Raw genomic sequence first — 25,981 nt, forward strand, 5'->3', positions numbered from 1 at the left:
TGATATTACAGGAAAAATTTTTGAATATCATTCCATGTGACAACTAGCATTAAAAGCATTAAAAGCGCAAAACCGATAAAGTGTACCATTCCTTCTTTTTGTCGATCAATCGGTTTGCCGCGCAATCCTTCAATTGCAAAAAATAGAAGTCGGCCGCCATCAAGGGCCGGAAGCGGCAATAAATTAACAATCCCAAGGTTAATACTTAAAATGGCGCCCCATTTCATCAAGTAATAAATCCCTGATTGTGCCACTTTATTGGTCGATACAGCAATGCCAACCGGTCCAGATAGCATATCAAGAGAAAATTCTCCTGTTATAAGATGTCCTAAACCAACCACAATTTGCTTTGTCCAATAATAGGTTTCTAATGCTCCTTGCTTGAAAGAGCCGATCATCGATTTTTCCATTGGACTGTAAACACCTATCAACCCAATGGTCTGTCCTTCGACCGTCTGTGCCTTCGGTGTGACAGGCACATCAAGCACTTGATCGCCGCGTTTAATTTTAAATACAAGCTTCTCCTGTGGATGAGCGCGAATCGTTTCCACTACTTGCGTCCAAGTTGTCACAGGCGTGTCGTCGATCGAAAGCACGACATCTCCTTGCTTCAGCCCTGCTTGACGGGCTGCCCCATCTTTTGTCAATTCCCCCATAATCGGTTTATCAATGGGGTATCCTTGCAAAAGACCGATCAGTACAAACACAATAAACGCCAATACAAAGTTCGCCAAAGGTCCCGCCACAATCGCTAAGGCTCGCTGTCCTAGTGTTTTGGAAGCAAATTGGCGATGATATGGGGCAATTTGAATTTCTTGATGGTCCATAACAAAAAAGGCTGGTTCAGCTACGGGAAAACGAACGAGCCGTTCCCCGGTCTCATCCTCATAGCCGGCAATATACATCTCGCGTTCCAGATCCGCTTGCTCGACCTCAATGATTTTAGCGTTTGGATATTCATCTTTATGGTTGACAATAATTTTCTGCACATGTCCTTCATGATTAAATTCAAGACCGACAAGCTGTCCCGGCTTGACCTCTACCATTTCCGGATCTTCCCCGGCCATGCGCACGAATCCTCCAAGCGGAAGTAAACGAATGGTGTATACGGTTTCCTTTCGTTTAAACGAAAATACTTTAGGACCAAATCCAATGGCAAATTCACGGCACAAGATTCCTGCACGCTTCGCAAAAATCAAATGTCCAAGCTCATGGAAAAAAACAAGCGCACCAAAGATGACAACAAATGCAACCACTGTTTGTAATGTATTCAAATTTTCAACCACCCTTTAAGTTAATAGTGACTGGATATAGCGCCGCGTTTCGCGGTCTACCTCGCGGATCTCGTCAAGTGACGGATTCTTAATCACCTCATGTTTCTCAAGCGCCTTTTCCACCATATCTTCTATCATTAAAAAGCGGATGCGCCCGCTCAAAAAAGCAGCAACTGCTTCTTCGTTGGCGGCGTTTAATACGGTCGGCAAGGAGCCTCCTGCTCGTCCTGCCTCGTAAGCAAATTGTAAACAACGATAGCGCTCGAAATCGATCTGTTGAAAATGCAGTGTTCCGATGTCCGCCAAATTTAGCTTCCTAGCGTCTGGCAGCCTGAAGCGATCTGGATACGTAAGCGCATATTGAATCGGTACGCGCATATCCGGTGTGCCAAGCTGCGCAATGACGCTGCTATCATGGAACTGGACGAGGGAATGGACGATGCTTTCTCTATGTAACAAAACATCAATTTGTTCATACGGCAATCCGAATAACCAATGGGCTTCAATCACTTCAAGTCCTTTATTCATCATCGTTGCCGAATCAATCGTAATTTTGGCCCCCATCGACCAATTTGGATGGCGTAGCGCATCCTCCACTGTCACATGGTGGAGCTGTTCGCGCGTACAGTCCCGGAAGCTTCCTCCTGAAGCTGTTAAAATAAGTTTTTCGACATTTTTGTGCTTTTCTCCTTGCAAGCATTGAAAAATCGCAGAATGCTCGCTATCAACCGGAAGCAATGCAACATTGTGGTTTTGCGCGGCTTTGGTTACAATGTGCCCCGCCGTGACCAATGTCTCTTTATTCGCCAAAGCAATGGTTTTACGCGCTTCAATTGCTTTTAATGTCGGAATCAGCCCGATGCTTCCCATCAATGCATTGACGACGATCGTAGCTTTCGAGTAGGTTGCTGCCTCAACGAGTCCTTCATCTCCAAAAATGATTTTAACGGATCCACGAAATTCACGATAAAGGGCATCGTAGACAGCAGAGTCGGCAACCGCCACAAGCTCAGGATGAAACTCTTCAATAATGGCCCGGGCTGCTTCGTGATTTTTCCCTATGGACATCGCCACAAGGCAAAACTGATCCGGATGGGAACGAATCACATCAAGCGTTTGCATACCGATGGATCCGCTTGCTCCTAATAAGCTAATATACTTCAACATCTTCACTCCTAACCTTTTACAACACCATACTCATAAACAAATGCAAAATTGGCAACATAAACAATAAACTATCAAATCGGTCTAAAATACCGCCATGTCCCGGCAAAATATTACCGGAATCCTTCACGTTATAATGCCGCTTAAATGCTGACTCTACTAAATCGCCCAGTTGTCCAACAATCGACAGAACCACCGTCATCACAAGGAGCCATGGGATACTTGCAAAAAAATGAGTGCACAGCTGGTAGACGATGGCCACAACAAGCGCACAAATCGTGCCGCCAATGGAGCCTTCTACCGTTTTATTCGGGCTGATTTCCGGCCAAAGCTTCCGTTTTCCAAACGCCCGGCCAGTAAAATAGGCGCCGGTATCCGTTGCCCAAATGATGAATAAGGCATAAAACATATAATGCAATCCGGCTAAGCGAGTCTCCATAAAATAATAAAAACCAAAGCCGACGTATAATGTAGCAAGCAGCGAAAAAGCTGCATCATCAAACGTGAAACGATTTTTTGTCGTGACTGTGTAGATGAGCACGAAAAGAACCGCAAGCAGCAACAGCTCCATTTTTTCGAGATGAACATTGTCAAGCCATGAGCTGCGCAAAAGCAGTCCCCATAATAAAAGAAAACTCACAACAGACTCAGGCGAAAGCAGCTGCACACGCTTCATGCGCAAAAGCTCAAACAGCCCAATCGTTGCTAATACATATGTTACTATTATAAACGGAATTCCGCCAAAAATAACGATTGGCAAAAAAAGAGCGGCGGCTATAACTCCTGTAATCACTCTCTGCTTCATCTTGTTTAAATTCCTCCAAACCGGCGACCACGCTTTTGAAATTCCGCAATCGCTTCTAATAAATGCTGTTCTGTAAAATCTGGCCAAAGTACATCAGTAAACCAAAACTCGGTATAAGCAAGCTGCCAAAGCATAAAGTTGCTTAACCGAATTTCTCCGCTTGTACGAATCAGCAAATCAGGATCTTTTAAATTTCTAGTCATTAAATAAGAAGCCACTACTTCTTCATCGATTTGCTCCGCACATAAATGCCCTTGCTGCACCTGCTTTGCGATTTCTTTTACTGCTTGCGTAATTTCAGCGCGGCTGCCGTAATTTAATGCAAAATTTAAAATAAGACCTGTATTATGCTTCGTGTCTTCCACCGCTTTTTTAACAGCGGTCTGCGTATGCTCCGGAAGCTGATTGCAGTCCCCGATAACACGAACGGTTACGTTCTCTTCAATTAATTCCGGCAAAAAGGTGGTTAGAAACTGCTCGGGAAGCTTCATTAAATAGTCAACCTCGCTTTTGGGTCGCTTCCAGTTTTCAGTGGAGAACGCATAAAGTGTTAATACTTTAATTCCCAGTTCATTGGCAAAGCGAGTAATTTTGCGAACAACCTGCATCCCTTCATAATGTCCCGCCGCCCGCGGTAATGCCCGTTTTTTCGCCCAGCGGCCATTGCCATCCATAATGATAGCAACATGCTCAGGAACAGGCTGCTGCAAAATATTTTCTTTTGTATACTCAATCGAAAAATTCGATTGCTCTTTATGTTTCCAAATCTTATTAAACATCCTAGTCCTCCGCTTTTTCGATATTTTCAACATACTATGAGGCTAGTGTAATCAAGAAACAAAACATTCGTCAAACATGTACCTCATTTCGCTTTTTCATTATAGCAAAAAAACCCTCTTTGCACATAGAGGGTTTTTTGCATCAGCCAGCAAGAAGATTATACTTCCATTACTTCTTTTTCTTTTTCCTTTGTCAGAGCTTCGATTTTAGCGATATGCTCGTCGGTTATTTTTTGAATATCGTCTGTATAGCCACGCAATTCGTCTTCCGTAATGTCGCCGTTTTTCTCTAGCTTTTTCAAGTCATCGTTTGCATCGCGGCGAATATTACGAACGGCTACTTTCGCATCTTCTGAATATTTCTTGACAACCTTGACAAGCTCGCGGCGGCGCTCTTCTGTTAACGGCGGAATCGTAATGCGGATGACCGAGCCGTCATTGGATGGAGTTAATCCTAAATCAGAAGCCAAAATAGATTTTTCAATATCTTTTAAGATCGATTTGTCGTATGGTTGAATAACAAGCAAACGCGCTTCTGGGACCGTGATGCCCGCCAATTGATTGATCGGCGTCGATACCCCGTAGTAATCGACTGTAATTTTTTCAAGCAGCCCTGGATTCGCTCTTCCTGCGCGAATTCCGGCTAATTCGCGGCTAAAAGCCTGGACGGCTTTATCCATTTTTTCTTTTGTTGTTGTTAATACTTGCTTTGCCATGTTTATTTCCCCCTTACAATTGTTCCTATATTTTCGCCAAGAACAACGCGTTTTATATTGCCTTCCTCCATAATCGAAAATACAATTAACGGAATATCGTTATCCATGCATAAAGAGGAAGCTGTTGAATCCATGACGCCTAGTCCTTGTTTAATGACATCAAGATATGAAAGCTGGTCATATTTCACTGCATTTTGATCGATTTTGGGATCAGCGTTGTAAACGCCGTCTACATTATTTTTCGCCATTAAAATAACGTCTGCTTCAATTTCTGCGGCACGAAGCGCAGCCGTTGTATCAGTGGAAAAATAAGGATTGCCGGTGCCAGCAGCAAAAATGACGACACGTTTTTTCTCAAGGTGGCGAATCGCTCTTCTTCTTATGTATGGTTCTGCGACTTGACGCATTTCGATGGATGTCTGTACGCGCGTTTCCACCCCGAGATGCTCAAGGCTATCCTGAAGCGCCAGCGAATTCATGACGGTTGCAAGCATGCCCATATAATCAGCAGTAGCCCGGTCCATCCCCATTTCGCTGCCAATTTTTCCGCGCCAAATATTTCCTCCCCCAACTACAACAGCCACTTCCACACCTAGCTCTGCGATTTCTTTCACTTGCTTGGCAATGGATTTAATAATTGCGGGATTGATTCCAAATCCTTGATCCCCCGCTAAAGCTTCGCCGCTTAACTTCAGCACAACACGTTTATACTTTGGATTGCTCATGTTACTCCTCCGTGTAAGCTAATCTTTAAAAATAGGGAACACCTGTTGTGTTCCCTATTCCGCTTCGCTCATTACTTTCTAACTTGGTTCATTACTTCTTCAGCGAAGTTATCCTGGCGTTTTTCGATTCCTTCGCCCACTTCATAACGAACGAAGCTTTTTACTGTCGCACCATTTGTTTCAACAAATTGACGAACTTTCATATCTGGATTTTTTACAAACGATTGCTCTAGCAAGCAAATGTCTTCATAAAATTTATTTAAACGGCCCTCTACCATTTTTTCTACAATATTTTCTGGTTTTCCTTCGTTAAGAGCTTGTTGCTTTAATACTTCGCGCTCACGGTTAATTTCTTCCTGAGACACTTGATCGCGAGATACATATTTTGGATTAAGCGCTGCAATATGCATAGCTACATCCTTTGCAATCGCCTCATCTGTTGTTCCTTCTAGCACCGTCAATACGCCGATGCGTCCACCCATGTGAAGGTAAGCTCCAAACGCTGCATTGTCTCCTTTTTCAACAATTTCAAAGCGGCGAAGCGTTAGTTTTTCACCGATTTTGGCAATAGCGGCATTAATATGCTCTTCTACAGTTGTACCGTTATCCATTGTTTGCTGAAGCGCTGCTTCTACTGTTGCTGGCTTGTGCGTTAATAGATGAGCAGCAAGCTCTTTTACAAGCACTTTGAACCCTTCGTTTTTCGCTACGAAGTCAGTTTCAGAGTTTACTTCCAAAATAACAGCTGTATTGCCTTGCACTTCAATAAGTGTTGTTCCTTCCGCAGCAATTCGGTCCGCTTTTTTAGCTGCTTTCGCAATTCCTTTTTCGCGAAGCCAGTCAATCGCTTTCTCCATATCTCCGTTTGTTTCTGTGAGCGCTTTTTTACAATCCATCATGCCTGCGCCCGTTTTTTCACGTAACTCTTTTACCATTTGAGCTGTAATTGCCATAAGAATCATGTCCTCCTTCTAGTGTATACGCATATATGTAAACAAAATTCGCAGCGCAAATTTTGTTTGCTCCCGCCCTTTTTAGTATAGCCAAACAAGGGAGAATTTCTGTCTCAAAAAAAGGTGATAAAAGGCACTTCCCCTCTTATCACCTTTCCAAACTTTTTTGAAGCCTGTTTATTCAGCGGCTACAACAGCTTCTTCGCCTTGTTTTGCTTCTAAAATAGCATCTGCAATTTTTGCTGTGAGAAGTTTTACGGCACGGATCGCATCGTCATTTGCCGGAATGACATAGTCAATTTCATCTGGATCGCAGTTTGTATCAACAATACCAACGATCGGGATATTTAATTTGCGCGCTTCTGCAACCGCGATGCGCTCTTTGCGAGGATCGATAACAAATAACGCATCTGGAAGCTGCTTCATTTCTTTAATACCGCCTAAAAATTTCTCTAAACGCTCTAGCTCTTTTTTCAAGCCAATCACTTCTTTTTTAGGCAATACATCAAATGTTCCGTCTTCTGCCATTTTTTCAATCTCTTTCAAGCGTTTAATCCGTTTTTGAATGGTTTCAAAGTTCGTTAATGTACCGCCTAACCAGCGCTGATTTACATAGAACATACCAGAACGTTCTGCTTCTTCTTTAACAGAGTCCTGTGCTTGCTTCTTTGTACCTACAAAAAGAACTTTTCCGCCATTTGCTGCTAATTCTCTAACAAAGTTGTAAGCTTCCTCAACTTTTTTTACTGTTTTTTGCAAATCGATAATATAAATGCCGTTGCGCTCAGTGAAGATATATTTTTTCATTTTAGGGTTCCAACGGCGCGTTTGATGTCCAAAATGAACACCTGCTTCAAGCAATTGTTTCATTGAAATCACTGACATTGATCTTTTCCTCCTGTAAATGGTTTCTTTCCTCCGCCTATTTCATCCTTAAGCAAGACTGAGACATCAGCACCATTGCTTAAATCCATAAGCGTGTGTATTCACACCATGTAAAAATATATCACAATTAAAAACGACAATCAAGCTGTATTTCGCTACATTTGCCGAAATTTGAGCAGCAGTTCAATTTCTGTTTTTCCTTTATTCAACAATTTCGCGATTTCTTCAATCGTTTTTCCTTCTTTTTGCAGCTGTTCTGCCTGTTCTGCAATAGAGGAAGGAGGGGATGGAACTTCCTTTTGCTGCTGGTTCGTTTCGCTGATTTCTATTCTGTCTTTGATAGTGTCAACCTGCTCCATCGGCGGCAGCCACTCATCATCCTTTACTGGAGCAGAATGCTGTTTAGGAGCAGGCGATGGCTTCGTTTGCACACTGTCGCAGCTTCTCATCCTTTGCGACAACGCTTGCAAAAAGCGTTCATTTTCCTCTTTCCATTCCAACAAATAAGCTGAAATCGTCTCTTCCATCTCTTGAATAAGCTGTGATTGCTTTTTTTCAACCTCTTTTACCTTTGACAGCTGCAAATACAATAAAATGATGATAAAAAGAGAGAGAGCATGCAAGGCAAAGCTTACAGTCAATAAAAATGCGATCATTGAATTCTTCTACCCCATTAAATCGATATTTTTTCCTTTATATGGATGAACTTGTTTATGCTGTATCCCATGCTTTTCCTTTTCCCAACGGGCGCTTTGGGTGGTCTGTTTGCTTGTCACCTGCCGTTTCGCGCGTTCTTGCCGCTTCTGCATAGCTGCTGCTAATTGCGCTTGAGCAAGCCCAGATTGCTGCTGAAGCTGTTCTTGGATCTTTCCGATTTCGTTCATTCTCGGAAGTGCTACTTGCAATTCTACTAATTTCAAACTCATGCTTTCACTTCCTTTGCACAGACCGATTTTCTGGCATCATTAGCAATGAACCTTGTCTGTTTTTGAAGACGTTTGTCAGTCTGGGGAAACTCAGACGAAAGAAAGAGCGATCATATAAAGAGGAAACCGCTATCGAAAGGCTCGTCTCTGCTATGATCTAACCAAATCGTCCTGTATTCCCTCCACACATCCTTATGGCAAACTGCTTTCATTCCTTATTTTTGTCACCGCCGACAAACAGACAGCTTGTCGGTTTGACCTTATCTATATTGGTTCAAGCACGCTAAATTGCCCGAAAACCCATCTGCATGTTTTAGATGATGAAAACAGCTTTCACCAACGGCGCTCAACTGGCTGATGAGTTCATTATAACACTTGTGTTAATATTTTTCGCAGTTTAAAAATCGCTTTTGAATGTATTTGTGAAATCCGCGATGTCGATAATCCCATAATTTGCCCAATTTCGGTCAAGGTTAACTCCTCTTTATAAAACAAGCTGATCACAAGCTGTTCTTTTTCGTTTAGCTGCTTAATAACAGCAGCAAGCTGCTCATACATTTCTTGTCTTAGAACCGCCTCTTCGGGCGACGACGTTTTTTCATCACGCAGCGTTAGCGGGCTGTTTTCTTCTTCTTCGTTTTCCTTCGACCAATCATCAAGAGATAAAATATTAGCAAAAAACCCCTCATTCATGACTGAACATACTTCTTCTTCAGTCATGCCTAGTTCATCTGCGACTTCTTTGGCAGTCACTGTCCGCATATGCCGCTGCTCCATTTTCGCAATGGCGGCTTCAATTTTTTTCGCCTTTTCTCTTGTGCTGCGAGGGAGCCAGTCTTCCTTCCGCAATCCGTCTAAAATGGCGCCGCGAATTCGAAACGAAGCATACGTATCAAATTTTAAGTCGCGAGAAGGATCAAATCTTTCAAGCGCGTCGTAAAGCCCCATTAATCCAAAGCTGATTAAATCTTGTTTGTTTACAGTTTTGGGCAATGATACAGCAATTCGTTGTACTTGATAATACACAAGCGGCATGTATCTTTGTACAAGCTCATCTCCCGCTTGTGGATCACGCTTATCAATCCAATTGTCCCAATAATTTTGCTCCTTGCGCGCTGAGGCGTTTGTCATGATACTCCTCCCCGTTCATCCTGAAACTGCTTGATGGCATATGTTCATTAACCGTCTTTTTCGTCATGGAGCATATGCCGAATGTAAGCGGCAACCTGCTGTGCTTCTTCTTTTGTAAGTCCTTCCGTTAATGGTTGCAGCTCGTTGGCATCCAGCGAATGTGAAGGCTTTTTCTTTGCTTGGACCGATTCTCTACTAATATAGGCAAACATCCATTGAAACACATAGCCGCTCACAAAGAAGGCGATAAAAGAGACCGCGCTGCGTAAAAGCGTCGTAGCTATTGTATGGGCAGGAAACGATAAGAAAAACACCAACATAAATCCAGCTGTTCCGAATAATACCCGACCCGTCAATGCACAAACCATCTATATTTCTTTTACTCCTTGGTTAACTGTGCGAATAAATAAAAGACCTGTTTGCGGATTAAATTCAATCGTTCTTCCGCTGTTTCCTCCCACATCTTCGGCCACGATCGGAATATGGAAGCGTTGCAGCTGCTGCTTGACCGCTTCAACATTTCTTGGTCCAATCCTCATCATGTCCGTATTGGCTGAATGAAACTGAAACATTTGTGCTCCGCCAGCCATTTTCGCTTTAAGGGCGCTTTTTCTGCCGCCCGCTTTTACAACAAGCGATATAAGCGCTTCTATTGCCGTATCTGCGTATTTGGCTACATTTAGGCTTTCCGACCTTGCCAGCGATGAACTAGGCAGCATCACATGCGCCAATCCAGCAACTCCTTTCATCAAATCAAAAACGACAACACCAACGCAAGACCCTAATCCAGATGTACGAATAAGATAAGGCACCTGAACGACATTCATATCAGCAATCCCTACTTTTATGACGTTCACAATTTCATTCATGACAGTTCGACACCTAGTGAACGAAAAATAGGGGTAAATGAATCAGGATCAGGAAGAAGAAAGAAATGGCCATTCACGCTATCTTGCGGCTGGTGTTCTTCATGAACGGCTGTATCAATCACGATTGCATAATCGCCAACCCGTGACAGCTCCAGCAGCCCGTATTGCAAAATCGCTCCGATCATATCAATGGTCAGTGCCGGCACTGACGGATACAGCTTTAAATGGGTGAAATCAGCTAAAGCAGAAAGATACGACCCTGCTAATATATTTCCTAATTCTTGCAAAGCAGATAGGCCAAGATCGGACTGTGGCGAGGCAAACGAAAATTGGTGATCACCCGTCATTTGCTTTATAAATTGTTCCGCTTGCGGCAACGATAAAACAAAAAACATATTTCCCGGCGCTTCGCCTTCAATTCTTAGAAAAACAGCAGCTACAACCTGTTCCGCTCCCCCGACTAAGTCCATCATTTCATCAAATGAGACAACCTGAACATTCGGCACCTTCATTTCAATTTTTTTATTTAACAGCTTGGAGAGTGCCGTAGCTGCATTTCCAGCGCCAATATTGCCTATTTCTCGCAAAATATCCATATGATCCGCATTCAAGCGATTGACATTTGACATGGTTAAACGTCCCCTCTATCTATTTACGCTAAAACTGATTTTTCGGCATCGAGTACTTTTTCTAAGTTTAATAAAATTAATAATCTCTTGCCAACCTTCGCCACTCCGTTAATATAATCAGCCTCTATGGCTTCAATTACTTCTGGAGGGGGCTCGATGCTCTTGACTGGTATATCCAACACATCGTTTGCAGCATCCACGATCAGCCCGACCTCAATTTCGCCAAGCGCAACGATAATCACTCGGGTCTGCTCATTAAACGATTGTGATTCAATACCAAACCGCTCTCGCAAATCAATAATCGGAGTCACAACCCCACGTAAATTAATCACTCCTTTTACAAACTTAGGAGTTCTTGGAACGCGAGTAATATGCTGAACTTTTTCAATCGAACGAACCTGCTGTACAGGAATTGCGTATTCTTCATCCTTCAATTGAAAAACAATCACTTTTAATTCCGTTTCCCGAACTTCCACCATTTTCTCCATTCCTCCTTAGGACCATGCGGCATCTCTATAACAGGTCTATTTGATCAATGCATTGCAATCAATAATTAATGCAACCTGTCCATCTCCCAAGATGGTAGCGCCTGAAATGGCAAACACGGATGTTAAATAATTGCCAAGCGACTTTAAAACGACCTCTTGCTGACCGATAAATGAATCCACCACAAGACCTGCCATTTTTTCTCCTTTGCGCACAATAACGACGGAAAGGAAATCCTCTTCTTCTTTCACAGCAGGCACTTCAAACACATCTTTTAAGAATAAGAGCGGGACCACTTTTCCGCGGAAATCAATCACCTTTTGATGATGCGCATGCAAAACATCTTCTTTTTTAATAATCGCTGTTTCAATAATCGAAGAAAGCGGAATCGCATATTTTTCATGCTGAATTTCTACCAGCATGACAGAAATAATCGATAATGTTAAAGGCAGTTGAATGGAGAAAATCGAGCCGCTGCCTTCTTCGGAATCAATGGTTACAGATCCGCCAAGCGATTCGATTGTGTTTTTAACAACATCAAGACCGACGCCGCGTCCTGAAATATCGGAAATTTTATCCGCCGTGGAAAAGCCAGATGCAAAGATAAGCTCACATATTTGTTTATCTGTTAAATTGGCGACATTTTGCTTAGAAATAACTCCCTTATTGATCGCCTTTTGCAATACTTTTTCGCGATTGATGCCAGCTCCATCATCCTCAATTTCAATAAACACATGATTTCCGCTATGATACGCTTTCAGCTTCACGGTGCCTTCCTCCGGCTTGCCTTTGGCACGGCGCACCTCTGGCATTTCGATGCCATGATCAATCGCATTGCGCAGCAAATGGACAAGCGGATCGCCAATTTCATCAATAACGGTGCGGTCTAATTCTGTTTCCGCTCCGATAATCTCCAAGTTGATTTTTTTACCTAAATCGCGCGCCAATTGCCGAACCATGCGCGGGAAACGATTGAAGACCGTTTCGACCGGAACCATGCGCATATTCAAAATAATATTTTGTAAATCGCTTGAAATGCGCGACATTCTTTCTACTGTTTCGTGGAGCTCTGGGTGGTTCAGTTCACGAGAAATTTGCTCCAATCTCCCTCTGTCAATGACTAGCTCTTCGAATAAATTCATGAGAATATCCAAGCGCTCAATGTTGACTCGGATCGTTTTATTGGCCGCCGCCTGCTTATGCGCTGTTTCTTTTTCTTTTTGCTCCGTTTTTTCAACAGTCACAGCCACCTCTTCTGATTCCTGTGCGGCTACCACTTCTGTCTCTTTAGGAACCACCTCCTGAGCCGACTTGAATTGATCGACATCAATCGCATGAACAACTACTTCTTCTATCTCAGACACTTTCATAATCCGCTCATAGATTTGCTCTGTCGGTTCCTTCGTAACAACCGTAACGATAAATTCTTGGTCAAACTGCTCTTCCTCTAGCTGCTCGACAGGAGGATTCGATTTGATAACTTCTCCCGCTTGATTGAGCACTTCAAATACCATGAACACGCGCGCCGCCTTTAGCAAACAATCCGCGCGCAACTTGACGCGAATTTCATATGCATAAAATCCTTGTTCTTTCGATTGCTGAAGAATGTTGTATTCAAATTCTCCATAGGTTTGAACGAGAGCTGGAGCGGTATTCACAGCTTCCTGTTTTGTTTCAGAAGCAAAGGATGGCACTTCCCCTTTTTCAATTTGTTTGAGCTGCTGTACAACTTCATGGACATCCCGCTTTCCATCCCCTCCTTCCGCAATGGAATTCACCATTGCCTCTAAATCATCAACAGCTGAAAAAACAACATCAAGCAAATCCGCTGTCACGACAATCTTATGGTTGCGAATTCCATCAAGCACATTTTCCATTTGGTGGGTTAAATTCGCTAAATCTTCAAACCCCATTGTTGCCGACATTCCCTTAAGAGTATGGGCAGAACGGAAAATTTCATTGACAATTGAAAGATCTTCCGGATTTTTTTCCAGCTCTAATAGCTGTTCATTAATCGTTTGCAAATGCTCTTTGCTTTCATCGATAAAAATCTCTAAATATTGACTCATATCCATGGCTCTACACCCCTTGCCTGCCTACATATTTCATAATGGTTTCGGCAATTTCTTCTAACGGAACAACATCGTCGACTAAACGGGTGGAAATAGCAGATTTAGGCATCCCAAACACCACTGCTGTATCCTCTGATTCAGCAATCGCTTTTGTATGTCCAACGGCTTTCAATTGCTTTAATCCTGCCGTTCCGTCAGACCCCATTCCTGTCATGATCACAGCAATTTTTTCATACTCACTTAACATGCTAACGGATTCAAATAACACATCAACCGAAGGACGGTGCCCATTTCTCGGTGGAGAATCATCAATATGAGCGACAAGTCCTTTGCCTGATGACACGACTGAAAAATGCGCGCCACCTGGAGCAATATAGGCCACTCCTTGCTTGAGCACTTCCTGATGCTCCGCTTCTTTGACAGAGATGGCGCAAAGCGAGTTAAGCCGCTGAGCAAGCGATTTTGTAAATCCTTTTGGCATATGCTGAACAATGACAATCGGTGCCTCAATATGAGCTGGAAGTTGTGTCAGCACCTGCTGTAAGGCTCGCGGTCCCCCTGTCGATGTACCGATACAGATGATTTTTTTCCTATGATTTTGCGATGATGTCTTTATATCCATTTTACTATACGAACTTTGTTGGAAACTAGCGATTATTGGAATAATCTCTTGATTTTTCATTCCGTGCAAATTAGCACGGCTGGCGAGGATCACTTTTTCAATTATTTGCTCTTTTACTTTATAAAGATCGAGAGAGATATGGCCAGACGGCTTTGTAACAAAATCAACAGCACCGTAGTGCATAGCAGCAATCGTGCTTTCAGCTCCTTCTTTTGTCGTACTTGACAGCATGACAACAGGAAGCGGGTGATGTTTCATGATTTGCTGTAACGCCTCAAGTCCATTCATGATTGGCATTTCAACATCTAAAGTCACAACATCTGGTTTTAATGATTGAATTTTTTGAAGCGCATCTTGACCATTTCTCGCCACACCAACGACCTCTATTTGTGAATGTTCCGACAAAAAGTCCGCAATGACCTTTCTCATAAAGGCGGAGTCATCGACAACTAGTACCTTGATTTTCTCCATAAACTCTCTACCTTTCTAAAAAAAGTTGTCTAAGCTTGGCAAAAAAGCTTGCTGGGCGAGAAACGCTCGATTCGTCAGCCGTCTGGTCAGATAAATAACGATCTGTAAGCTCCACCATTGCACGGCTTATTTTGGTGGAAGGATCCAATAACAAAAAAGGGGTTTGTCTTGCCACCGCTTTAGAAACGATACGGTCTTCCGGCAACACTCCCAAGCCCGTCACCTCTCTCCTGAGAAAACGCTTCATCGCATTTTTTAGGCGTTGCAGTGTTTCTCGGCCTTCCTGGTCTGTCTGGGCACGATTAACAACTAAGTAAAACGGAATTTCTTTTTCTTGTAAATGAATATATTTCATGGCTGCATAAGCGTCAGTAATGGAAGTCGGCTCAGGTGTTGTAATGACAAAAATCTCATGAACCGCCATCAGCAGCTGTAAGCGATCCTCCGAAATCCCCGCCCCCATGTCAAAAATGAAATAATCGTACTGCTCGGAAACCAGCTGGAGCTGTTCTATAAAATAAGCCGTTTTCTCTTGATCCATTGTAAAAATTTTGGTTAAACCCGTTCCTCCAGCAATAAATGATAGATTGCCTGGTCCTTTTTTAATAAGCTCTTCAATCGAAACATGGCGTTCAAATAAATCAATAATCGTTGTGGAAGTGGATTGTCCAAGTAAAATATCAATATTCCCCATACCGATGTCCATATCGAACAACAGCACATGAAATCCACGCTTCGATAGAGTAAGAGCAAAATTTAATGAAAAGTTTGATTTTCCAACGCCGCCTTTTCCGCTCACTACAGCAATTGCTTTCATCGCTTTTTTTTGATTCATATGATTCAACAATCGGCGTAAGCTTTCTGCCTGATCTCTCATGATGACTCGACCCCAAGCAACATATTGACAATTTTTTCAGGCGATGCTTCAATAATGTCGTCTGGGACGTTTTGACCATTTGTCAAGTAGGCAGCCCCAATTTGATAATCTGTCATTAAATTATACATCGCCCCGTAGTGACTTGTTTCGTCCAGTTTTGTAAAAATAAAACGATGGATTTTAATAAGCGAAAATTGCTCGCAAATTTCTTTCATGTCCGTCCATTTTCCTGTTAGCGAGAGGACAAGATATGTTTCCATTTCTTCATCAAAATCCATCACCTCTTGCAAATCCTGGACGTATTGGCGATTTCTAAAATTACGCCCCGCTGTATCGATCAATACGAGATCATATGAAGCAAATTTATTTTTCGCCTCCCGAAAATCTTCCATATTATAACAAACCTCAAGCGGCACGTTTAAAATTTTGGCATATGTTTTTAATTGATCGATCGCCGCAATACGATAGGTATCAGTCGTAATAAAGGCTACTTTCTTATGGTGCTTCAACACGCCATTGGCAGCGATCTTCGCTAATGTCGTTGTTTTCCCGACACCAGTCGGCCCCACTACATTTACATATTTCCGCTGAAAAGAGAGACCCCCGAATGATAGATGCTCAAGTTTGTTCTGTAGAATTTCCTTCACCCATATCATCGCTTGCTTTTTTGTAGCTGTTTCACGATGCAAATACCATTTTTCAACGGCTTCAGCCATGATCTCTTGCCGAAGCGCACTGGATAACTCCTGCTGAGCTAGCCTTTCATTTACTTCATTTAACGGCTGCGGATACACCGCGAAATGAGTGGTGACATTTGTTGATAACTGCCTCAGCATTTCCTTCATTTCATTTAGCTCATGCAGCAACGCGCCATCCTGAGTTTTTGTTTCCATCGATTTAAACGCTCCAGAGTTCAGTTGAGCGTGCTTGTGCTTTTTTTCATTTCCAGCCAATCGGACTGGTTTCGGATCAACGGCTGCGATCACCTCGATGTTTTTTTTGGTAAACAGCCCGAAAAATCCTCCCTTATGAACTACCTTCGAATTTAAAATGACGGCATCCTTCCCTAACTCTGCCCGAATCATTTTCATCGCTTCCGGCATTGATGGAGCAATAAATTTTTTGACCTTCATTCAATATCCACCACCCCAACACTTTGGACTTCTACATTTGCCTCTAATTCATTATAGGACAACACTGGAATATGGGGAAAATATCGCTCAGTCAATTGACGTACATACATTCGGACAGCAGGAGAACAAAGTAAGATTGGCGTCTGACTCGTAAAAGCATGCTGTTCGAATTGAACCCCTATCGCTTCTATAATGGCTTGTGACAAAGATGGATCAAGCGATAAGTAATTTCCGTGCTCCGTTTGATGCACTCCTTCAGCAATGGCCTTTTCTACTTTTCCTGACACCGTAATGACTTTTAAAGGTTCTCCTTGTACGACATACTGGCTCGTAATTTGTCGTGCCAGCGCTTGACGCACATATTCCGTTAATAAATCGGCATCGCTTGTCATTTTCCCAAAATCAGCCAATGTTTCAAAAATCACAGGCAAATTTCGAATCGACACCTTTTCCCGCAGCAGCTTTGCTAATACTTTTTGTACATCTCCAACAGAAAGAGGAGTCGGTGTTACTTCCTCGACTAAAATAGGATACGATTCCTTTAGATGATCGATAAGCTGTTTCGTTTCCTGTCTTCCAAGCAGCTCATGCGCATGTGCTTTCAACACCTCTGTTATATGAGTGGAAACAACAGACGGCGAATCAACAACCGTATAGCCAAACATCTCCGCTTGTTCTTTCATTTCCTCGGAAATCCATTTTGCTGGCAAACCAAATGCAGGTTCAATTGTATCAATCCCTTGCACAGAATCATCCTCGACCCCAGGGCTCATAGCCAAATAATGATCGAGCAACAGTTCGCCTTTAGCGACTTCATCGCCTTTTATTTTTAGACGATATTCATTCGGCTGCAGCTGGATATTATCACGAATCCGCACAACAGGGATGACAAGGCCTAGCTCTAATGCCAGTTGTCGCCGAATCATGACAATGCGGTCAAGCAAATCCCCGCCCTGGCTCGCATCGGCTAACGGAATGAGCGCATAGCCAAATTCGAATTCAATGGGATCAACACTTAATAAATTGACCACGCTTTCCGGACTCTTCATTTGATCGATTTCCACTTCTTCCGCTTGCTCTCCCATCGCCGCTTCTTGCTCCTTTTCCGCTTTTGTGGAGAAGCGATAGCCGCCAAGAGCGAGCAGGCCAGCAATAGGAATGGTTAACACATCGTTAATCGGAGTAAACAAGCCGAGTAAAAAAATCGTTCCAGCAGTCACATACAGCATTTTTGGAAAGGCAAATAGCTGCTTCATAACATCCGCGCCAAGATTGCTATCTGATGCTGCTCTTGTTACAACAATGCCGGTCGCAGTAGAAATAAGAAGGGCGGGAATCTGACTGACAATACCGTCTCCAACTGTTAGTAATGTATAGCGATGCGCTGCTTCTGATACATCTAACCCTTGCTGTACAACACCAACAACCATACCAAATAACATATTAATAATAACAATGATAATACCAGCGATCGCATCGCCCTTGACAAACTTACTCGCTCCATCCATTGCTCCATAAAAATCGGCTTCTTGTGCTACCTTTTCGCGACGTTGACGCGCTTCCTGTTCAGAAATCATTCCGGCATTAAGATCGGCATCAATGCTCATTTGCTTTCCGGGCATGGCATCCAGAGTAAAGCGGGCTGCTACCTCTGAAACACGCTCTGCCCCCTTCGTAATCACGATGAACTGAATAATAATTAAAATTAAAAATACAACAAAGCCAACAACAACGTTTCCGCCAACGACAAACGTTCCGAATGTTTCAACAACACCGCCGGCCTCGCCTTTACTTAGAATCGAACGGGTCGTCGATACGTTTAATCCTAAACGAAATAGCGTAAGCAGCAAGAGCAACGACGGAAAAATAGAAAACTGCAGCGGCTCGCGCATATTCATTGAAGTAAGGAGGACGAGCAAAGCAAGAGAAATATTAATCATAATTAACAGGCTCAGAAGCCACGTTGGCAGCGGAATAATGAGCATAGCTACAATCAGGACAACCATTAATAATACAGACAAGTCTCTTGCTGGCATAATCTTTCGCTCCTTGGATACTTAAATAACAATCTCTTAAATCTTCCGTTTTAAACGATATACATATGCTAATATTTCGGCAACAGCCTTAAAAAATGGTTCAGGAATCACATCGCCAATCTCCGTCTGACTATACAGCGCTCGAGCTAACGGCCGATTCTCTATGGTTACGACATCATGCTCTTTCGCTAGTTGTTTGATTTTCAGCGCAAGATGATCGACGCCCTTGGCAACGACAACGGGAGCATCCATTTTCCCATCCTCATATTTTAAGGCAACAGCATAATGGGTAGGATTGGTAATGACTACGTCCGCTTTTGGCACTTCTTGCATCATTCGCTTCATCGCCATTTCCCGTTGTTTTTGCTTTATTTTAGATTTAATAAGGGGGTCCCCTTCGGTCTTCTTAAACTCATCTTTCACTTCTTGCTTTGACATCCGGATGTTTTTTTCAAAATCAAACCGCTGGTACAAATAATCCAAAAAGGCAAGAAACAAAAGAGCCGCCGATGCGTAAAGCCCCATGCGCACAGCCAAACTAGCTAACGAGCTTAATGTCGTTTCCAGCGATTTAGTAGTCAGCAGCAAAATTTGGTCAAGCTTCAACCATAAAACAAAAAAGGTCACAAAACCGACAATGGCGATTTTTAAAATGGATTTTAACAGCTCTACAATTGAGCGCAATGACAGCATTCGCTTAAAGCCTTGAATGGGGTCTAGCTTGCTCAGCTTCATTTGCAGCGGCTCTGCGGTAAATAAAAAGCCCACCTGCAAAAAATTCCCTAAAAATGCTCCAGCCAACGCTACTAAAAAAATCGGCGCCATAATCCCGGCCAAATTTTTTAATATCGAAAAAAACAGCGCTTGAATGGAGCTTACCGTCACATCTTCCAACATATAGTGCTGAAACGAATTACGAAAAAGACGCAAAAACGCTTCTTTGTACAGTTCCCCTGAAAATAGCAGAATAACGAACACAAGCAACAGCACAATGGCCGTATTCACATCTGCACTTTTGGCTACTTGGCCTTTTTGCCGAACTTCTTGACGCTTGCGAGGCGTCGCTTTCTCTGTTTTTTCCTCAGCAAAAAACTGCAAATCTAAGCGCAAGCTGCTCATTTACCTGCCCCCTACTAGCTTCATTAAGTCACGCATGGCAACAAACATGGCGTCAAACAAATGCTGGGCAGCGACAAACAAAGCGGTCATCGTGACCATTAACAGAAGAAAGCTCACAATGATCTTCACAGGCAATCCAACGACAAAAATATTAAGCTGAGGTACAGTTCTTGCCACAATTCCTAACGCAATATCCACTAAAAACAAGCAGCCAACGATAGGAGCCGACATTTGAAAAGCAATAATAAACATTTCACTGAATATTTTCAAAATGTACTCCGCGACGTTTCCTTGATCGAATGCAAATGTGTATTGAACCGGAATCCACTGGTAGCTATAAAACACACCATCTAGCAAAACATGATGGCCATTTAATGCTAGCAGCAATAACAGCGCAAAGGTGTACAAATATTGCCCGGTTAATGGGCTTTGCGCTCCTGTTTGCGGGTCAATAACGTTGGCAATGGCAAATCCCATTTGAAAATCGATCAAGCCACCTACAATTTGAATCGCCGACATCATCATATAAGCGGCCAAACCGATAAAAAGGCCAACGGCTACTTCCTTTAAAACAAGCAGTACATACATTTCATCTAGCGCAATCGGCTCTTTTTTCATTCCTAAGAACATTAGCCAGCTGATAAAGAAGGATAAGCCGATTTTATGCACATTAGGAATCGTTCGGTACGAAAATAGCGGCAATGTCGTAAAAAAAGCAGCCACACGGGCAAATATCAGTAAAAATAATGGAAAATAAGACAATACCTGATCCATATTTATCAGCCTATAAATCTTGTTAAATTATTAAAGATGTCATATGCATAGGAAACTAAACGTGACAGCATCCATGGTCCGAAAAAAACAAGACCGAGCAGCACCGCGACAATTTTGGGGACAAATGCAAGAGTCTGCTCTTGAATTTGCGTTGTTGCTTGGAAAATGCTGATGAAAAGTCCAACGGCAAGCGCAAGCAGCAAAAGCGGGCCGCAAACCACTAAAATCATGTATACTCCTCGTTCAGCAAGTTGAATGACGACATTTGCATTCATATTCGCTCACCTACTTTATTTTTAGAAGCTTTCCAATAATGACTTCACCACTAAATACCAGCCATCAACAAGAACAAACAATAAAATTTTAAACGGCAGTGAAATCATCACCGGTGGAAGCATCATCATCCCCATCGACATCAGCACGCTTGCCACGACCATATCAATCACTAAAAATGGAATAAAAATCATAAATCCCATCTGGAAGGCCGTTTTTATTTCACTGATCGCAAACGCAGGCACAAGAGTTGTTAATGGAATATCTTGAACATTTTTCGGTTTGGATGCACCGCTATATGATAAAAATAATGCCAAATCCTTTTGCCGCGTATGCTCGCTCATAAACTCTTTAATCGGCACAGAAGCCCGTTCATATGCTTGCTCTAAATTGATTTTTTGCGCAAACAGCGGCTGAAGCGCTTGATCGTTTACTTGCTTAAACGTCGGCGCCATAATAAAAAAGGTCAAAAAGAGCGCCAATCCAAGCAACACCTGATTGGGCGGCATCTGTTGCGTCCCCAGCGAAGTGCGGACAAACGATAAAACAATGATAATGCGGGTAAAGCATGTCATCATGATTAAAATGCCCGGGGCAATCGACAGCACCGTCAGCAATAACAAAAGTTTGACAGACATTGAGACGTTTTCAGGAGCAACTTGATTAAAAAACTGCATAAATTCATTCATCGGACGTTGTTCCCTTCTGTTCAATCTGCTTTAACAGCTTTTGGCGTTCACGAGCCACTTCTTGCATTTGTTTAGCAAATAACTCACGAAACGATGATTCCCCGGAAGGAGAAGATTCTTTTTTTCTTATCAGACGATTCCACAGCTGAAAAATCTTCGCGTTTGGCTCCAGCAATTGCTGCAATGATTGATTGTGTAGAGATAATAGCTCCTTGATTTCTTTTTCATCCTCAATCTCCTGCAATAGCTGAACAGATTCTCCAACCCCGACCACTAAAATGCGTTTGCCAATTTTTATCACTTGCACTGAACGATTGGTGCCAACGCTTGTTCCGCCAAGATTCTCAATTAAACCGCCACGGCTGGATAGTAAACGCCCGCGCTGATTCATAAATCGCAATAGCCCATAAATAAGCAAAAGAACAAATAGTGTAGCAAAAATGAGCTTAAACACATCCCATACCGTAATAGGGGATGCTGCCGCTGCTTGCGATGACGGTTTGCCTGCGCCGCTCGATTCGGCAGGCTGCTTGTCCTCTTGACATTTTTCCGGATGCTCCAAGCATTGCTTCACAGTCGGAGATTGCTCCGCAAATACAGGCGCTCCTGTTTGCGAAGCAATCATAGCAGTAAACCATACAAACAATAACATGACTCGAACTCGAAACAAATTCGTTCCACCTCTTGCGCTTAGCCCAGCGTTTTATTAATGGCTTCAATGACGCGATCCGCTTGGAACGGCTTGACGATAAAGTCTTTAGCACCAGCTTGAATGGCATCAATGACCATCGCTTGTTGTCCCATAGCCGAGCACATAATCACTTTCGCATTGCCGTCAATTTTTTTAATTTCCTTCAATGCTGTAATTCCGTCCATTTCTGGCATCGTGATATCCATTGTCACAAGATCTGGGCGCGTTTCTTTGTACTTTTCTACCGCTTGAAGTCCGTCTGCCGCTTCCGCTACCACCTCGTGTCCATTTTTCGTTAAAATATCTTTAATCATCATTCTCATAAATGCTGCATCATCTACAATTAATATTTTGGCCATTTCCAACTACCTCCTACATTATCTTAAATTTTTTAAGCGGTCACTTTGACTAATGATATCTGTCACGCGTACGCCAAAATTCTCATCAATAACAACGACCTCACCCTTGGCGATGAGTTTGTTATTGACTAGTATATCTACCGGCTCGCCTGCCAGCTTATCCAGCTCAATAATGGATCCGGAGGAAAGATTTAAAATATCCTGTACCGACCGCTTCGTCCGGCCTAGCTCGACGGTGACTTGCAGCGGGATATCAAGAAGCATGTTTAAATTCCGCGCTTCGGCTTCTGCCAACGGCGCTGGCTCAAAGCTTGCGAAATCAGCAGGCTGAACCTGACGCTGTCCAGCCGATGCATATGTGCCAAAATGGTTGGGCGCATACGCTGCCGGCTGTGCCGCATGCGGATAAGGCTGAGCGATCTCTGGTTGAGCCGATGCAGCCGGCTGATCATATGCAGATCCTGGCAGTTGAGAAGATCCCGCAGCTGATGGTGACACAACGCTGCTGGCCGGAGCTGTTTTCGTCTCGATTTTATCGGATACCGACTCACTGGAGCTAGACATTTGCAATAAATTTTGCACTAACTCCTTAGCAAAATCAATCGGTAATAGCTGCATAATATTTGAATCAATTAACGTTCCTATTTTCAAACGGAACGATACCTTCACTAGAACGCTTTCTGGCGGTAAATACTCAAGCCCCTCTCCCTCTTTAATATCTAGCAAATGAAGGCTTGGTGGAGAAATATCTACTTTTTTCCCAAAAATCGTGGACATAGAGGTGGCCGCTGACCCCATCATTTGATTCATCGCTTCCTGCACAGCACTTAATTGGATTTCTCCTAATAAATCCATCGGGTTTTGCCCGTTTCCGCCTAGCATAAGATCCGCAATAATCGCCGCATCTGATTGCTTAATGACAAGCAAATTCGTTCCTAAAAAACCCTCTGTATAATTGACTTGAATCGCCACGTACGGATGCGGAAATTCATTTTCGACATCCTCGCGATGAATGATGGACACGTTGGGTGTCGTAATTTCCACCTTTTGATTTAATAAAACGGAAAGAGCCGTTGCAGAGCTGCCAAACGAGATATTCCCAATTTCCCCCAAAGCGTCTTGTTCCATTGTTGAGAGTACCTCATCAATCGTTGGAGAGTCATTGGCTCCATCCGCTCCGCGCAACAAGGCATCAATTTCATCTTGGGATAACATATCATCACTCATCATTGTTGTCTTCTCCCCCTTTCAATGTATCTAACACTTGCACTGCCAATCGCTTGTTGACTTTTCCTGGCTGACCGATAAATTTCGGAACATCCCCGATTTTAATGATTAAAGGCTGCTGGATCATTTGATCTAATTGAATCACATCCCCAACATCAAGCTGCAAAAATTCCTGGATTGTAATCATCGCCTTCCCTAGCTCAGCAATGACCGGGATTTTGGCGATTTTAATTCCTTGCTCAAGCGATGTTACCTCTTCAGGCACTCTGTCTTTTTTTTGCGTCTGCATCCAATAATGCACAGACAGGCGAGGAATAATGGGCTCAAGCACAACATGTGGAATACAAATATTGATCATTCCGCTCGTTTCAGCAATTTGCGTATTAAGTGAAATCACCACCACTGTTTCATTCGGCGAAACCATTTGCAAAAATTGAGGATTCACCTCAAACTCCGCTAAAATCGGATCGATCTCGATAATGGATTCCCATGCATCCCGCAAATGACTGAACGCTTTTTCGAACAAATTAGACATAATCCGCATTTCAATCTCTGTCAAATTGTCCACTTTATTAATACTTGTCCCGCGTCCCCCCATGACACGATCAAGCATGGCGTAAGCAACATTTGGATTGACTTCCATGACGATATGCCCGTCTAGCGGCGGCACCTCAAAAACGTTTAAAATCGTCATTTTAGGAATGGAACGAATAAATTCTTCATATGGAATTTGATCGGCTGATGCCACCGAAATTTGTACATATGTCCGCAGCTGAGCGGAAAAAAAGGTGGTTAATAATCTTGCAAAATTTTCATGAATGCGCGTAAGGCTACGTATTTGATCTTTGGAGAAGCGAAGGGCGCGTTTAAAGTCGTATACTTTTACCCGTTTGTCCTCTTCTTCTTTTTTTAGCTCCTCCGCATCCATTTCTCCCGTTGATAGCGCCGCCAAAAGGGCATCGATTTCACTTTGTGATAGTACTTCGCCAGACACTGTTTTCACCTCCTAGCCCAAGTTATTGGAGGATGAAGGAAGTAATATAAACTTGCTCCACTTTTCCATCTTGCATAATTTGATTGATTTTCTCTTTTAATCGAGCCTTCAAATGGGTTTTTCCTTGCTCTCCGTTAAAATCCGCCGGTTTCATTTGCGATAGCTGTTCAATAATGATATCTTTCATTTGGAAATCTCGCTTCTCCGCCTCTGCTTTTGCATCTTCATTGTTCATTTGAATTTTAAAGGAGATTTTAATAAAGCTTCCATCTGCTAGATTGGTTGTAATTTCCGGTACGTCGACAGAGCTTTCTAAAATTTCATCTGCTGTCGGCGCCGTTTGTTGTTTATCGCCTGTAAATTTAAAGATGATGACTAAAGCCACAGCGGCGACTAACGTAATCGTCACCAATATCATCAATGTCACTTTCCATAGCTTACTCATGGTCCTGCCCCTCCACATTTTTAGAAACCCCTAAAATCGAAATTTGCTGATAAAATTCTTTTACCAGCTCTACTACCTCTTTTTCCGACTCACGGACAACAAATTTTTTACCATTCGTCAGCGTAATCGTTGTATCCGGAAAAGCTTCGATTTGTTCTATGTATATCGCATTTAAGGTAAACGATTTTCCATTCAGCCGCGTTAATGTGATCATATGTATTGGGGGCTGTCTGATAAGTCCCTAAAATGAAACAAGTGGAGAAAAACGAGCCGTTTTTCTCCACTTGCTTTTGTATTTTTTCGATTTTTCTTCGAAAGTAGCTGGCGGATGCCTGCTACTTTCAGTATGTTGTGGGCTAACGCCACAATCCCAAACTCGACATGTACCTTGTCGAGGCCCCGCAAAGAAAATCTGCGGAACGACCGATTGCCCTTGATGTGACCGAACACACTTTCTACTTCGACTTTGCGCCGAGCGTAGATGGCGGCTTTCTCTTCACATTCAAGGGCTGTTTTTGCCTTCGCTTTCATTTCTTCGAAGACGGTATTCCAGTGAACTTGACGATTGCCCTTCGCCTTCGTGCATTTCGCTTTTAATGGGCAATCTGTACAATCTTCACATTCGTATATTTTGAAGCTTTGTTCATAACCAGATGGATTCTTTTGGTTTTGATATTTTTTAAATGTTACTTTCCTTCCATTCGGGCAAATAAAACAATCATCTTGCTCACAATAGGTCCAGTTTTTCGCGTTTTTGATATCCTTTTTGTATTTGCGTGTCTGTTCTCGTACATAGGATCCATAAGGAATGAGAAAATCCAATCGAGGCTCTTTCTCATCACCAATCGCATATACAT

General features: G+C 42.9%; 31 protein-coding genes. All 31 read right to left on the minus strand.

Annotated elements, in window-relative coordinates; all coding sequences use genetic code 11:
- Positions 1-5 precede the first annotated feature (5 nt).
- Positions 6-1,274 (minus strand): RIP metalloprotease RseP, encoded by a 1,269-nt coding sequence (gene rseP / locus B6A27_RS04240; RefSeq protein WP_066147276.1) that lies wholly within the window; start codon positions 1,272-1,274, stop codon positions 6-8.
- Between the two features lie 15 nt (positions 1,275-1,289).
- The gene (gene dxr / locus B6A27_RS04245) at positions 1,290-2,438 is read right to left on the minus strand and encodes a 1-deoxy-D-xylulose-5-phosphate reductoisomerase (RefSeq protein WP_080860418.1); all 1,149 of its coding nucleotides are present in this window, start codon (positions 2,436-2,438) and stop codon (positions 1,290-1,292) included.
- Between the two features lie 19 nt (positions 2,439-2,457).
- Positions 2,458-3,243, minus strand: coding sequence for a phosphatidate cytidylyltransferase (locus tag B6A27_RS04250; protein WP_080860401.1), 786 nt, complete (start codon positions 3,241-3,243; stop codon positions 2,458-2,460).
- Positions 3,244-3,248: 5 nt separating this feature from the next.
- The gene (locus tag B6A27_RS04255) at positions 3,249-4,022 is read right to left on the minus strand and encodes an undecaprenyl pyrophosphate synthase (protein WP_080860403.1); all 774 of its coding nucleotides are present in this window, start codon (positions 4,020-4,022) and stop codon (positions 3,249-3,251) included.
- 158 nt (positions 4,023-4,180) lie between these two features.
- Positions 4,181-4,738 carry a ribosome recycling factor gene (gene frr / locus B6A27_RS04260; protein ID WP_044746111.1) on the minus strand — a complete coding sequence of 186 codons (558 nt, stop codon included), beginning with the start codon at positions 4,736-4,738 and terminating at the stop codon, positions 4,181-4,183.
- A gap of 2 nt (positions 4,739-4,740) precedes the next feature.
- Positions 4,741-5,463: a UMP kinase gene (gene pyrH / locus B6A27_RS04265; RefSeq protein WP_044746112.1), complete on the minus strand. Its 723-nt coding sequence runs from the start codon at positions 5,461-5,463 to the stop codon at positions 4,741-4,743.
- Positions 5,464-5,534: 71 nt separating this feature from the next.
- Positions 5,535-6,416, minus strand: coding sequence for a translation elongation factor Ts (gene tsf / locus B6A27_RS04270; protein ID WP_066147271.1), 882 nt, complete (start codon positions 6,414-6,416; stop codon positions 5,535-5,537).
- 177 nt (positions 6,417-6,593) lie between these two features.
- Positions 6,594-7,301, minus strand: a complete 708-nt coding sequence (rpsB, locus tag B6A27_RS04275; protein WP_044746114.1) for a 30S ribosomal protein S2 — start codon at positions 7,299-7,301, stop codon at positions 6,594-6,596.
- A gap of 155 nt (positions 7,302-7,456) precedes the next feature.
- The gene (locus B6A27_RS04280) at positions 7,457-7,957 is read right to left on the minus strand and encodes a hypothetical protein (protein WP_080860405.1); all 501 of its coding nucleotides are present in this window, start codon (positions 7,955-7,957) and stop codon (positions 7,457-7,459) included.
- A 9-nt stretch (positions 7,958-7,966) separates the two neighbouring features.
- Entirely contained in the window at positions 7,967-8,227 is a 261-nt protein-coding gene (locus tag B6A27_RS04285) for a hypothetical protein (protein WP_044746116.1), read from the minus strand.
- A gap of 366 nt (positions 8,228-8,593) precedes the next feature.
- On the minus strand, positions 8,594-9,358 hold the full coding sequence (locus B6A27_RS04290; protein ID WP_044746117.1) for a FliA/WhiG family RNA polymerase sigma factor: 765 nt from the start codon (positions 9,356-9,358) through the stop codon (positions 8,594-8,596).
- 47 nt (positions 9,359-9,405) lie between these two features.
- Positions 9,406-9,726 (minus strand): hypothetical protein, encoded by a 321-nt coding sequence (locus B6A27_RS04295; protein WP_080860407.1) that lies wholly within the window; start codon positions 9,724-9,726, stop codon positions 9,406-9,408.
- Positions 9,727-10,227 (minus strand): chemotaxis protein CheD, encoded by a 501-nt coding sequence (locus B6A27_RS04300; protein ID WP_044746119.1) that lies wholly within the window; start codon positions 10,225-10,227, stop codon positions 9,727-9,729. It lies immediately after the preceding gene.
- Positions 10,224-10,856: a chemotaxis protein CheC gene (locus B6A27_RS04305; protein ID WP_044746120.1), complete on the minus strand. Its 633-nt coding sequence runs from the start codon at positions 10,854-10,856 to the stop codon at positions 10,224-10,226. Before B6A27_RS04305 ends, B6A27_RS04300 begins: the two co-directional genes overlap by 4 nt.
- A gap of 23 nt (positions 10,857-10,879) precedes the next feature.
- Positions 10,880-11,335, minus strand: a complete 456-nt coding sequence (locus tag B6A27_RS04310) for a chemotaxis protein CheW (protein ID WP_044746121.1) — start codon at positions 11,333-11,335, stop codon at positions 10,880-10,882.
- Between the two features lie 45 nt (positions 11,336-11,380).
- A complete protein-coding gene (locus B6A27_RS04315; RefSeq protein ID WP_080860408.1) occupies positions 11,381-13,417 on the minus strand; it encodes a chemotaxis protein CheA in 2,037 nt (678 codons plus the stop codon).
- 4 nt (positions 13,418-13,421) lie between these two features.
- A complete protein-coding gene (locus tag B6A27_RS04320) occupies positions 13,422-14,507 on the minus strand; it encodes a protein-glutamate methylesterase/protein-glutamine glutaminase (RefSeq protein ID WP_044746123.1) in 1,086 nt (361 codons plus the stop codon).
- 7 nt (positions 14,508-14,514) lie between these two features.
- On the minus strand, positions 14,515-15,384 hold the full coding sequence (locus B6A27_RS04325; RefSeq protein ID WP_044746124.1) for a MinD/ParA family protein: 870 nt from the start codon (positions 15,382-15,384) through the stop codon (positions 14,515-14,517).
- The gene (gene flhF, locus B6A27_RS04330; RefSeq protein WP_080860411.1) at positions 15,381-16,517 is read right to left on the minus strand and encodes a flagellar biosynthesis GTPase FlhF; all 1,137 of its coding nucleotides are present in this window, start codon (positions 16,515-16,517) and stop codon (positions 15,381-15,383) included. The genes B6A27_RS04325 and flhF overlap by 4 nt, the downstream gene beginning before the upstream one ends.
- Entirely contained in the window at positions 16,514-18,553 is a 2,040-nt protein-coding gene (gene flhA / locus B6A27_RS04335; protein WP_080860413.1) for a flagellar biosynthesis protein FlhA, read from the minus strand. Before flhA ends, flhF begins: the two co-directional genes overlap by 4 nt.
- Before the next feature lie 36 nt (positions 18,554-18,589).
- Positions 18,590-19,672, minus strand: coding sequence for a flagellar biosynthesis protein FlhB (flhB, locus tag B6A27_RS18415; RefSeq protein ID WP_139788065.1), 1,083 nt, complete (start codon positions 19,670-19,672; stop codon positions 18,590-18,592).
- Positions 19,673-20,446 carry a flagellar biosynthetic protein FliR gene (gene fliR / locus B6A27_RS18420; protein WP_139788066.1) on the minus strand — a complete coding sequence of 258 codons (774 nt, stop codon included), beginning with the start codon at positions 20,444-20,446 and terminating at the stop codon, positions 19,673-19,675.
- A 5-nt stretch (positions 20,447-20,451) separates the two neighbouring features.
- A complete protein-coding gene (fliQ, locus tag B6A27_RS04345) occupies positions 20,452-20,721 on the minus strand; it encodes a flagellar biosynthesis protein FliQ (RefSeq protein ID WP_044746129.1) in 270 nt (89 codons plus the stop codon).
- A 21-nt stretch (positions 20,722-20,742) separates the two neighbouring features.
- On the minus strand, positions 20,743-21,408 hold the full coding sequence (gene fliP, locus B6A27_RS04350; RefSeq protein ID WP_044746130.1) for a flagellar type III secretion system pore protein FliP: 666 nt from the start codon (positions 21,406-21,408) through the stop codon (positions 20,743-20,745).
- Positions 21,401-22,078, minus strand: coding sequence for a flagella biosynthesis regulatory protein FliZ (fliZ, locus tag B6A27_RS04355; RefSeq protein WP_044746131.1), 678 nt, complete (start codon positions 22,076-22,078; stop codon positions 21,401-21,403). The genes fliP and fliZ overlap by 8 nt, the downstream gene beginning before the upstream one ends.
- Positions 22,079-22,098: 20 nt before the next feature.
- Positions 22,099-22,458, minus strand: coding sequence for a chemotaxis protein CheY (locus B6A27_RS04360; RefSeq protein ID WP_044746132.1), 360 nt, complete (start codon positions 22,456-22,458; stop codon positions 22,099-22,101).
- Positions 22,459-22,476: 18 nt separating this feature from the next.
- On the minus strand, positions 22,477-23,688 hold the full coding sequence (gene fliY / locus B6A27_RS04365) for a flagellar motor switch phosphatase FliY (protein ID WP_044746133.1): 1,212 nt from the start codon (positions 23,686-23,688) through the stop codon (positions 22,477-22,479).
- Complete coding sequence (fliM, locus tag B6A27_RS04370) at positions 23,678-24,679, minus strand: flagellar motor switch protein FliM (protein WP_044746134.1); 1,002 nt, start codon at positions 24,677-24,679, stop codon at positions 23,678-23,680. The genes fliY and fliM overlap by 11 nt, the downstream gene beginning before the upstream one ends.
- A gap of 22 nt (positions 24,680-24,701) precedes the next feature.
- Positions 24,702-25,124 carry a flagellar basal body-associated protein FliL gene (gene fliL, locus B6A27_RS04375; RefSeq protein ID WP_044746135.1) on the minus strand — a complete coding sequence of 141 codons (423 nt, stop codon included), beginning with the start codon at positions 25,122-25,124 and terminating at the stop codon, positions 24,702-24,704.
- Positions 25,117-25,338 carry a flagellar FlbD family protein gene (locus B6A27_RS04380; RefSeq protein ID WP_044746136.1) on the minus strand — a complete coding sequence of 74 codons (222 nt, stop codon included), beginning with the start codon at positions 25,336-25,338 and terminating at the stop codon, positions 25,117-25,119. The genes fliL and B6A27_RS04380 overlap by 8 nt, the downstream gene beginning before the upstream one ends.
- The coding region (locus B6A27_RS04385; RefSeq protein WP_139788067.1) for a transposase at positions 25,335-25,981 on the minus strand (647 nt) is incomplete at its 5' end. The genes B6A27_RS04385 and B6A27_RS04380, both read right to left, overlap by 4 nt.

Source organism: Anoxybacillus sp. UARK-01 (assembly GCF_002075365.1).
GTDB classification, from domain to species: domain Bacteria; phylum Bacillota; class Bacilli; order Bacillales; family Anoxybacillaceae; genus Anoxybacteroides; species Anoxybacteroides rupiense.